This window comes from Neobacillus bataviensis LMG 21833 (genome assembly GCF_000307875.1).
Lineage (GTDB): Bacteria > Bacillota > Bacilli > Bacillales > Cytobacillaceae > Neobacillus > Neobacillus bataviensis.
Genome location: NZ_AJLS01000114.1, coordinates 183,098 through 193,654, shown reverse-complemented (window position 1 = coordinate 193,654; position 10,557 = coordinate 183,098). Strand labels below are relative to the sequence as shown.

Sequence of the window (10,557 nt, the reverse complement as noted above, 5' to 3'; positions counted from 1 at the left end):
AAAAATATTGTTTGTTGACGTTTTTGTTTGTTTAGTTTTCAAAGAACAATTTGTTACTTCGTTCAGAAGCAACTTTATTACTATATCATCTCGTAATCGTATTGTCAAATACTATTTTGAAATAATATTCTTTTGCGAGGTGACAAGAATAAATATTATCATAGACAGCTATTTCTGTCAACTGATGAAAAAATAATTTATTTTGGAATAATTACTTTCGTTTATTCCCCTCATCAGGATTACTATATTACTATTATCCCCCACCCAAGTCAACTACTATTTTTACTTTAAGAATAATAAGAGAAATTTCGGTAAAAGATAAAATGTACATTTTACCTTGAGGAGTTCGGTTATGAAGCAGCCTTCATTTGAAAATAAGAAAAACGAACGGCCTTCAGCAAATGATGATTCTACCCTGGATACCCGCGTAGGGTTCATTAAGAATTCTTTCGGCAATTCTGAAGACTTACTGATGATCCCCATTTTATATAAAGAAGAGAAAGGGGTCATCGTTTATTTAGCCACCATTGCTGACTCAGAAAAAATCCAAGAAAGTATCTTATTCCCGTTCATTAAATATCCTGAAATAGACTTAGATGACATCCCATTTTCGACAGAGACACAGAGTAAAATAAACCTTAACGATACTATAAATGCTCTGTTACAAGGAAATTCAGTCGTCATTATCGAAGGAAGCCATGAAATTTTTTCTTTTTATACGAAAAAAGATTTTTCTCGCAGCCCCAAAGAACCTGATAGTGAAAAAACTGTACGTGGATCACATATAGGTTTTATTGAAAACCTTTCGACAAATATAGGGTTTATCAGACAAGGGATTGAGAACCATAATCTTAGAATTACTTACCATCGGAGCGGCCAATACACAAATACTAAAATTGCCGTTGTGTATATAGAAGGGATTACCAATCCAAATCTAGTAATGAGACTAGAAGAAAGACTTCAAACCCTTTCCACAGATATGACTTTTAGCCCTGGGTACTTAGAAGAGTTAGTTGAAGATATGCCTTTATCTCCATTTCCACATATACTTTACACGGAAAGGCTTGATCGAACAATTGCCCAATTAGTAGAAGGGAGAATCGTCATTTTGTCTGAAGGAAGTTCAGATGTGCTTGTTCTTCCTGTATCATTTTTTTCCTTCTTTCAAACGACGGATGATTACAACAGCCGCATCATTACGGGCTCTGTTTTTCGACTTTTGAGAGTAACAAGCTTTTTCTTCTCGCTTCTATTACCTGCTTTATATATTGCGATTATCGGATTCCATTTTGAGATTATCCCGAATGAAATTTTAGTTCTGGTTAAAAACTCTGTAGAGAACATTCCGTTTCCACCGTTAATTGAAGCGGTGATTATGTCATTTACGATTGAATTAATTCGTGAAGCAGGAATTCGTCTTCCTACCCCAATTGGACAAACAATCGGTATTGTCGGCGGTTTAATTATCGGGGATGCGATTGTTTCTGCAGGATTAGTATCGAATGTGATGGTAATCGTGATAGCACTTACGGCTATTTCTTCGTTTACAATCGCATCCTATGAAATGAGTAATACGGTTAGGCTCTTAACCTTTCCAATTATGGTTCTTGCTGCTAGCTTTGGGTTTGTCGGAATCATATTCGCGTTAATGTTTATCATTGGCCATCTCTGCAAACTGGAGTCTTTGGGGACGCCTTATTTCACCCCGATTGCCCCCTTTAATTTACAAGGGATGAAGGACGCAATCATCCGATTTCCAATATGGATGTTAAAGCAAAGACCGCGAGAGTTACGTGTTAAAAATAAAAATCGACTAAATCGACCAAGAAGATGGGAAAAAAATGAAAAATGAAAATCAAATCACCAAGCTTCAGATGATCACCTTTTTAATCCAGACGCAAATTGGAGTGGCCTTTCTTTCTCTTCCTTACGACATTCACAAATTCGCAAAAGGGGATAGTTGGATTTCTCTCCTGTTGACAGGTGTGTTTATGGAAATTCTTGTTATCCTCTATCTCATTTTATGTAACCGCTTCCCTAATCAGCATTTGTTTCAACTCCTTGAATCGATTTTCGGAAAGGTGGTTGGAAAGTGCTTTACCCTTTTTTATACTGGTTATTTCTTATTAACCGGTTCAACCATTCTCGTTTTATTTGTCTTTATTTTAAAAAAATGGATGCTGCCGTACACTCCCTATTGGGTCATCCTTTTGTTGATAGTATCCATCGGGATCTATATTGCTGTCGAAAACTTGAAGGTCATTGCAAGGTTTTACTTTATCGCCTCTTTTGTGTTGATTGTGTTTATCATCATCACTCCAATTGCTTTCAAAGATGGCAATATCAATTACATTATGCCTATTGGTCATTCAGGTATGATGAACATGCTAAAGGGGGCCGGGCATGCTACGTTAGCTTGGCAAGGCATGGAAATGTTCCTTATACTATCTCCGTTTGTTTTAGCAACAGGAAAGGAAAAGGTTAAAGCTTTTAGCTTGGTAAACTTATTTATTACCCTTTTTTACACATTCCTAACCTTTGTCTGTTTAATTTACTTCAGTGATGACCAAATGGGGTTATTTCCTCAGCCTGTTCTTTATTTATTAAAATCCTTTTCTTTTAAAATCATTGAACGGCCAGATTTAGTTATCATTTCATTCTGGATTATTTTAGTCGGGACATCATTTATTAGCTATCTTTACGGTGCATCCCTAGCAGGCACTTTTCTAATTAAAAGATGGACAAGAAAGTCTTTCGTTTATTTATCAGCCCTTATTTGCTTTATCTTAGCCCTATTTTTTAATGGTGAAAATGAAATAAAGCAAATAACGAAATACACTACCTACACTGGTTTCATTTTCTTGATGGCCATACCTGTCTTTCTTTTACTATTTTCCCTGCTATTTAAAAAACGGCAGAAGGGTGAATTCAATGCGAAGAACTAGTAAGCGGTTGATTGTTTTCATTTTTATCCCCCTTTTATTAACAGGTTGTTGGGATCAAAGGCTATTAAAAGAGCAAAAATTAATCATGCTTATTGGGTATGATATCAATCCTAATGGCGATATAATCGCAAATACATCTTACCCTATTGGCAAGGGAGCGCTAGAGAATAATAATTCTTCAGCATCATCTTCAAGGAGCACCATTCTTACTTCATCAGGCAGAACAGCTTTAGACACCCTCCTGCATGCCGACCTAAATATTTCAGAAAGAATCGATACCTCAAAAGTTCAAGCGATCCTTTTTGGTGAAAAGATGGCAAAAAAAGGACTCTATCAGGAGCTCGATAACATTTATCGGAACCCAAAAGGCGCTCTTAGCGCAAAAGTGGTGATTATTGAAGGAGAAGCAGCGGACGCCATTCGCTTAAAACAGGAAGAAGCAGATATAAACGGACAATATTATGCTGAATTCTTAAAAAGCGGTGAAGCAACCGGTTTTTTTACAGACTATAATGTTCAATCAGTCTGTCCTTTATTGCTTAAGCATACAAAGGATCCATTGCTGCCGCTTCTTAACGTTCATTATGAGAAACATCGGGCACGATCGGTAGGTATGGCACTATTTGATAATGAAAAAATGACAGGGAAACTTAATATTCCGGAATCAAAAATGTTTTTACTCCTTAATGGAACCAAAAAACAGAAAGTTTCATTTTTAGTAAAAACAAATCAACAAGGAAAAGAAACTCAAAAGGATTTTGTCGTCATCGAAGTGATCACTACCCGCAAAAAAACAAAATTAGCCGTGAAAAATGACGCTGCTTCAGTGAATTTATCAGTAAAGCTTCAATTTCGGATTACAGAGTATCCGAAAAATCATTTAACGAATCCACTGCAATTAAATCAGATAAATAAAGAAATAAAGAATAGTTTAACGAAAACAGCCGAAAAAACGATAGCAAAATTACAGGAAGCGAATTGTGATGGATTTGGAATTGAAGAGAAAATCAAGGCCAATCATCATCAACTGTGGGAGAAAAAATACAAAAATGCACCCCTTAAAGAGATACCGATTAAGGTAGACCTGCAATTTGAACTAATTAATACCGGAATCATTAATTAATAGAGAGGTTCACCCTATAGCACTCGAAAAGGATATATTATACAATTATTAGATGATATATGATAAAAGTGCGGTGAATTCATTGTTTAAACTATTGTTAATTGAAGATGATGCAACATTATTTAATGAAATAAAAGAACGCCTGACTGGTTGGTCTTATGATGTGTACGGGATTACTGATTATAACTCAGTCATGAAGGAATTTTCGGTGGTAAAGCCTGATTTAGTCTTGATTGATATCCAATTGCCGAAATTTGATGGCTTTCATTGGTGCCGGATGATCCGCTCCCATTCAAATGTTCCAATACTGTTTTTATCCTCACGAGACCATCCATCTGATATGGTGATGTCAATGCAGCTCGGTGCCGATGACTTTATACAAAAGCCATTTCATTTTGATGTCCTGATTGCGAAAATTCAGGCCACACTAAGGCGTGTTTATAATTACAATACCGAGCAGGTCACCCTAAAAACATGGTGCGGTGCAACAGTAGATTATGAAAAAAACACGGTCAGCAATAACGCTGGAACCGTTGAACTGACAAAAAATGAAACCTTTATCTTAAAAAAGCTGATTGAGCAAAAAAATAAGATTGTCAGCCGTGAGGACTTAATTAAAAGCCTTTGGGAGGATGAACGCTTTGTTAGCGATAATACCTTAACGGTCAATGTCAATCGGCTGCGAAAAAGGCTGGAAGAGCTTGGTTTAGGCCGTTTTATTGAAACAAAGATTGGGCAAGGCTACATCGCGATTGAAGAGGCAAATGGGTATGATTAAGGACTATTTAATTGAAAGGCGCAGCTGGATCCTTCTCTTTTTCGTCATTCAAGCACTTATTCTATTTGTCTCTTTCCTTGATTCGGCGATTCCTTTGATGCCGCTCTTCTATATTATTTTCTTATCAACACTTGTTTTTACTGTCTTTTTGATTTTTCGCTATCATAAGGAAACAAAATTTTATAAAAGTTTAGCGGAATGGGAAAACAATCTGGATTTAACTAATATAGCAGAGCCTGAGAGTCCGTTTGAAAAAATGATTGAGCACAGCATCACGAACCAAACTGAACTGCTAAAAAAAGAGGCTTCGGAAAATCTGTTGATGTTAGAACAGGAGAAGGATGAGCTGTTAGCTTGGATTCATGAAGTCAAGACACCGTTAACTGCGATGCATTTAATGATTGACCGCCTAGACAATGAACGGATGCGCGCCCAATTAACACACGAATGGCTGCGAATCCACCTGCTCTTAGACCAACAGCTTCACCAAAGACGCATCCCTTTTATGGAAAATGACTTATATATAGAAGAAACTGATTTAAAGGACTTACTTTTTCACGAGATTAAGACGTTACAGTCGTGGTGCATACAAAAAGGAATTGGCTTTGATGTTGATTTGGAGGTTGCAACAGTCTTAACGGATGCTAAGTGGCTCACCTTTATCATCAGACAGTTGTTGACAAACGCGGTAAAATACAGCGAATCATCCGATATCATGATAAAAAGCTTTCAAAAAGATGGAAAGACTGTTCTTGAGGTAACGGATTTCGGACGCGGCATCGACCCAAAAGACATCTCACGCATCTTTGACAAGGGCTTTACCTCGACAACATCTCACCACGACAATGCCGCAACAGGTATGGGTTTATATTTAACAAAACGAATTGCTAAGCCATTATTAATCGATATTGATGTCAATTCAGGACTTGGCCGTGGTACTACCTTCACGTTAATTTTTCCAAAAAAGAATGAATTTGTCCATATCGCAGGCATGTGACAACAATGTCACATGCTTTTCTTAATTGTTCGCTCAATCGAAGGATTGGAATCGTCGAGGTATTTATACTAAAGGTATCGATTAAAGGGAGCGTGTTGGTATGAATATTTTAGAAGCCACTAAAATTCATAAAAGCTATGGAAATAAATTAAATAAGCAAGAGGTATTAAAAGGGCTTGATATTAATGTTGAAAAAGGAGAATTCGTCAGTATCATGGGAGCCTCAGGTTCCGGAAAGACCACCTTGCTCAATGTACTATCTTCCATTGATAGGGTTAGCGGCGGCACAATTACGATCGAAGGAAAAGAGATGACTGCGATGAAAGAGCGTCAACTGGCTGAATTCCGCAAGCACCATTTGGGGTTTATTTTTCAAGATTATAACTTACTTGATACATTGACCGTCAAAGAAAATATCCTTTTGCCGTTATCGATTTCGAAGGTGTCAAAAAGGGCCGCGGATGAAATGTTTCTTGCAGTGGCAATGGAACTTGGGATTTCTGACATTAAGGATAAGTATCCGAATGAAATTTCCGGGGGTCAAAAACAGCGTACTTCTGCGGCAAGGGCGTTTATTCATGAACCGAGTATTATTTTTGCGGATGAGCCAACGGGTGCCCTTGATTCAAAATCCGCTTCCGATTTACTAAACAAATTAAGCGAAATGAATCGGAACCGCAAGGCAACGATTATCATGGTAACCCATGACCCGGTGGCGGCAAGCTTTAGCAGCAGGGTTGTTTTTATCAAGGACGGCCAGATTTACACACAATTAAATAAAGGTGAACAATCAAGACAGACGTTTTTTAAAGACATCATGAAAACGCAGGGAGTATTAGGTGGTGTGCCAAATGAGCGTTAAGCAACTCATTTTTCGCAATTTGAAAAGGAATTTGAAAAACTATTATCTTTATGTGTTTGCACTTATCTTTAGTGTCGCCCTTTATTTCGCCTTTGTCACCCTGCAATATGATCCGGCGATGAATGAAACAAAGGACTCCATGAAGGGTGCCGCTGCGATTAAGGCAGCTTCTGTTTTACTTGTTGCAATTGTTTCCGTCTTTTTGCTATACGCCAATAATATCTTTATTAAACGGCGCAGCAGGGAAATCGGCTTATTTCAATTAATTGGGATGACCAAAAGCAGAATTTTCAACATTCTGACGGCAGAGAATTTTATCCTTTATTTTGGTTCACTTGTCATCGGAACTTTTATTGGCTTTTCCGTTTCACGGTTAATTCTGATGATACTATTTAAAATTACGGGTATCGATGCGATCGCCGCCCTTCATTTTTCAACGAAAGCACTGATTCAAACCGTTGTAGTGTTTTGTGTTATCTACCTGTTAATCATGCTAATGAACTATGTGTTCATTAAAAGACAAAGCATCTTATCCTTATTCAGAGTGGTTTCATCGACAGAAGGTAAAGTGAAAAAGATGTCTTGGGCGGAAATCATTATTGGGATTGTCGGCATGATTTTGATTATCTCAGGCTACTATATTTCCTCGAAATTATTTAGCGGCGATTTTACGACAATGACTGAACTTTTTGGGGCGATGATTTATATTCTCGGCTCTGTTATTATCGGAACCTATCTTTTTTACAAAGGATCTGTCAGCTTTATCTTTAACGTCATTCGAAAAAAGAAGAATGGTTATTTAAATATTAATCAAGTATTATCGCTGTCCTCGATTATGTTTCGGATGAAATCGAATGCCTTATTGTTAACGATTATTACGACGGTTTCTGCACTTGCGATTGGGTTATTGTCATTAAGTTATATCTCTTATTATTCGGCGGAAAAAATGGCTGAAAATCAAGTCGCCGGGGATTTTTCGTTCGTAACAACGGAAGATGCGGCGAAATTCAGTAAGGCTTTAACTGCTGAGAATATTCCATTTAGTGAAAAGAAGATTGATGTCATCCAGGCGGATGCGAATCTTAAAAAGATAATGGATATAAATCTGGAAGAAATAATGTTCGATCCAAAGGCTATGACGATTCCGGTTATTAGCAATAAAGATGTTCCCACTATCGAAGTAGCCGAAGGAGAAACTATTTTTACCGGATATAATGATATGCTGCAAAAATTTATGAGTCTAAAGGATTCTGGTGACATTGAATTAAAGGGTCAGAATGAAGTAATTCCGCTGAAATACTTAGGCTTAAAAAGGGATTTCATCATTTCCGGTTATTTCACTAACGGTGGTCAGCCTACGGCTATTGTCGACCAAAAGGTATTTGAGAGTTTACAGCAGGACGTAAATCCCAAGATTCAGAAGGAATCTTCGGTGTTTGTCGGAATGAAGCTACAAGATGAAGCAAATCTTGATAAAGCAAATGAGATTTTTGTAAAAATGTTCGGTAATGAGGATCGTTTAAAATCTTCACGGCTGGAAATCAGCAATGGACAGAAACAAGTGATGGGGCTCATTATGTTTATCGTCGGCTTTTTAGGGTTAACCTTCCTTATTACATCCGGGTGTATTCTTTATTTTAAACAAATGGGTGAAGGGGAAGAGGAAAAGCCAAATTATACGATTCTGAGAAAGCTCGGTTTTACTCAGGGTGACCTTCTAAAAGGCATTCAAGCAAAACAGGTGTTTAATTTCGGCATTCCATTAATCGTCGGGCTCTTCCACAGCTATTTTGCTGTACAGTCAGGCTGGTTCTTATTCGGAACAGAGGTATGGACACCGATGATTATTGTTATGGTGATTTATACTGGATTGTACTCTATTTTCGGTATTCTATCGGTTCTTTATTATAAAAAGGTGATTAAAGAAGCACTTTAGTGTGGTATTTTTTACGAAGAGTAAAGCTCCAGGCCAAATAGGCACTGGAGCTTCTTTGGGTGTCAGGTACCATTTTCCATAAATTTACTTATTTTTATAAAAGCGATCTCTTACTTTTTTCAAGCGGGCGTGATACCTTAGAATGTCCAGCCGGGCTTTTTCTGCTTCTGGCGCAATCGGCCTAAGTTTCTCCAGCTCCCAATAATCAACAATCACATCTAAAACTTGATCAAAATATTCTAATGGGCCGTAATTTGCCTCTTTCGCAATAATGGACATCCGATCTTCAAAATCAGGCATGACAGTACCAGGCATTTGAAAGTTCATAATGACATTACCCAGATGGTAACAGTAGTTAGGTTCTAATTGCAGATGAAATTTAATGACATCCCTGTAAAAGGCATAATGCAATGTTTCATCCTTTGCTAGTCGCCGAAGTAAACTGGACAAATCCTTATCATGCGATCCAGCCACTTTCGCGACATTATTATAAAACACCATAGTTGCTAATTCTTGCAAGGATGTATACACCATGGTTTCAAAAGGTGTATGGTAATCCGGATTCCAGCCATTCTCAACCGTTTGTTTGTGTAATTGGCGGAGGCGCTTCGGATCGACATTACGTGTGATTAAAAGATACGTTTCAAGAAGGTTTGAATGCTGGTCTTCTTCTGCTGTCCACGTATGAACAAAATCTTTGATAACCGTTAAAGAGCCTTTAAAGGTTTGGTCTAGATGGGAGGTGAACCAAGGCAGGTTTACCTCGGTTAATAGTGCCGTTTCAACCGCGGTAACAATAGATGTAGGAAGTGTGACCTGACTTTCATCCCACGGAACACGCCGGAAGTCCATTGCCTTATCCCATGGCAAAAAATCATGATAGCCCCAATCAATTTTTTCAGCACGCTTTTTATGTTCTTCATATAATTCTATAAGTTTAGGCTCCAGCCTAAAGTCCAAATCATTTGTTAACATCCTAACCCCTCCATTCAGGTTGATCGTTTGTTTTTATTTTCAATTAAACTTATATCTGATATTAGTACCTGTTACTAATTTGATTATAGCACAACTATTCTGATTTTAACTAATGGAGGATTTTGCATATCTTTTGCTATAATGATATTGAACTTTTGCTATAAACAACATTATGAAAAGAAAGGCTAAATATATGAAAGGGAAATTAGTATTTATTGGTGTTGGAATTGTAGTAGTTTTTCTACTGTTGCTAGGCACCTATAAATTAATGAATTCAAGGACTTTCCAGTTATTCGGCGGTCTTACAGATCAAGTGGAAGCGGAACAAAAGGTTGTTGCGTTAACATTTGACGATGGACCGACTAAGAATGTGGATCAAATTCTGCCACTCTTGGATCACTACCACGCAAAAGCAACCTTTTTTCTGATTGGGAATGAGATAAAGGACAACCTGGAAGAAGCTCGGGAAATTGCCGATGCGGGTCATCAGGTTGGCAATCACACCTATTCACATAAGCGGATGATTTTTAAAATGCCTTCTTATTATAAAGACGAAATTGAAAAAACAGATCAATTGATTCGTGATGCCGGGTTTACGGGGGAAATTGATGTTCGTCCACCAAACGGAAAAAAATTGGTTGGCCTGCCTTATTACCTATATAAGCATGATCGCGACACCATTACTTGGAATTTAGAGCCAGATACCTTTTATACTACTGCTGCTGACAAAGTGAAATATGTTCGGGATCAAATAAAGCCTGGTTCAATTATTTTGATCCATCCGATGTATGACAAAACGGAAGAAGAACTGAAAACCGTTGAAGGAATTTTACAAGCACTATCCGAAGAGGGCTACAGCTTCGTAACCGTCAACGAACTCCAGAAATTAGGAGGAGACAACTGAATCAGTGAACAGAAATCCTGTGATTTGTCCTTCATGT

General features: G+C 37.7%; 9 protein-coding genes. 8 read left to right on the top strand and 1 reads right to left on the bottom strand.

Annotation, left to right across the window (positions count from 1 at the left end):
• Positions 1 to 352: 352 nt before the first annotated feature.
• From BABA_RS14740 to BABA_RS14710, 7 genes are all read left to right on the top strand, one after another.
• The gene (locus BABA_RS14740; RefSeq protein ID WP_007086002.1) at positions 353 to 1,852 is read left to right on the top strand and encodes a spore germination protein; all 1,500 of its coding nucleotides are present in this window, start codon (positions 353 to 355) and stop codon (positions 1,850 to 1,852) included.
• Positions 1,842 to 2,945: a GerAB/ArcD/ProY family transporter gene (locus tag BABA_RS14735; RefSeq protein WP_007086001.1), complete on the top strand. Its 1,104-nt coding sequence runs from the start codon at positions 1,842 to 1,844 to the stop codon at positions 2,943 to 2,945. Before BABA_RS14740 ends, BABA_RS14735 begins: the two co-directional genes overlap by 11 nt.
• A complete protein-coding gene (locus tag BABA_RS14730) occupies positions 2,932 to 4,068 on the top strand; it encodes a Ger(x)C family spore germination protein (protein WP_007086000.1) in 1,137 nt (378 codons plus the stop codon). The genes BABA_RS14735 and BABA_RS14730 overlap by 14 nt, the downstream gene beginning before the upstream one ends.
• A gap of 82 nt (positions 4,069 to 4,150) precedes the next feature.
• Positions 4,151 to 4,846 carry a response regulator transcription factor gene (locus tag BABA_RS14725; protein WP_007085999.1) on the top strand — a complete coding sequence of 232 codons (696 nt, stop codon included), beginning with the start codon at positions 4,151 to 4,153 and terminating at the stop codon, positions 4,844 to 4,846.
• Complete coding sequence (locus BABA_RS14720; protein ID WP_007085998.1) at positions 4,839 to 5,843, top strand: sensor histidine kinase; 1,005 nt, start codon at positions 4,839 to 4,841, stop codon at positions 5,841 to 5,843. The genes BABA_RS14725 and BABA_RS14720 overlap by 8 nt, the downstream gene beginning before the upstream one ends.
• Positions 5,844 to 5,943: 100 nt before the next feature.
• A complete protein-coding gene (locus tag BABA_RS14715) occupies positions 5,944 to 6,705 on the top strand; it encodes an ABC transporter ATP-binding protein (RefSeq protein ID WP_007085997.1) in 762 nt (253 codons plus the stop codon).
• Positions 6,695 to 8,641 carry an FtsX-like permease family protein gene (locus tag BABA_RS14710; protein WP_007085996.1) on the top strand — a complete coding sequence of 649 codons (1,947 nt, stop codon included), beginning with the start codon at positions 6,695 to 6,697 and terminating at the stop codon, positions 8,639 to 8,641. The genes BABA_RS14715 and BABA_RS14710 overlap by 11 nt, the downstream gene beginning before the upstream one ends.
• Positions 8,642 to 8,725: 84 nt before the next feature.
• Here the strand turns inward: BABA_RS14710 and BABA_RS14705 are convergent, their stop codons facing one another.
• Positions 8,726 to 9,616: an acyl-ACP desaturase gene (locus BABA_RS14705; RefSeq protein WP_007085995.1), complete on the bottom strand. Its 891-nt coding sequence runs from the start codon at positions 9,614 to 9,616 to the stop codon at positions 8,726 to 8,728.
• A 193-nt stretch (positions 9,617 to 9,809) separates the two neighbouring features.
• Between BABA_RS14705 and BABA_RS14700 the strand changes: the two genes are divergently transcribed.
• Positions 9,810 to 10,520, top strand: coding sequence for a polysaccharide deacetylase family protein (locus tag BABA_RS14700; RefSeq protein ID WP_007085994.1), 711 nt, complete (start codon positions 9,810 to 9,812; stop codon positions 10,518 to 10,520).
• The last annotated feature ends 37 nt before the right edge of the window (positions 10,521 to 10,557 follow it).

Coding starts and splice junctions, on each gene's coding strand:
- BABA_RS14720 (WP_007085998.1), top strand. CDS start 4,839: ATGATTAAGGACTATTTAATTGAAAGGCGCAGCTGGATCCTTCTCTTT.
- BABA_RS14705 (WP_007085995.1), bottom strand. CDS start 9,616: ATGTTAACAAATGATTTGGACTTTAGGCTGGAGCCTAAACTTATAGAA.
- BABA_RS14740 (WP_007086002.1), top strand. CDS start 353: ATGAAGCAGCCTTCATTTGAAAATAAGAAAAACGAACGGCCTTCAGCA.
- BABA_RS14735 (WP_007086001.1), top strand. CDS start 1,842: ATGAAAAATGAAAATCAAATCACCAAGCTTCAGATGATCACCTTTTTA.
- BABA_RS14700 (WP_007085994.1), top strand. CDS start 9,810: ATGAAAGGGAAATTAGTATTTATTGGTGTTGGAATTGTAGTAGTTTTT.
- BABA_RS14730 (WP_007086000.1), top strand. CDS start 2,932: ATGCGAAGAACTAGTAAGCGGTTGATTGTTTTCATTTTTATCCCCCTT.
- BABA_RS14715 (WP_007085997.1), top strand. CDS start 5,944: ATGAATATTTTAGAAGCCACTAAAATTCATAAAAGCTATGGAAATAAA.
- BABA_RS14710 (WP_007085996.1), top strand. CDS start 6,695: ATGAGCGTTAAGCAACTCATTTTTCGCAATTTGAAAAGGAATTTGAAA.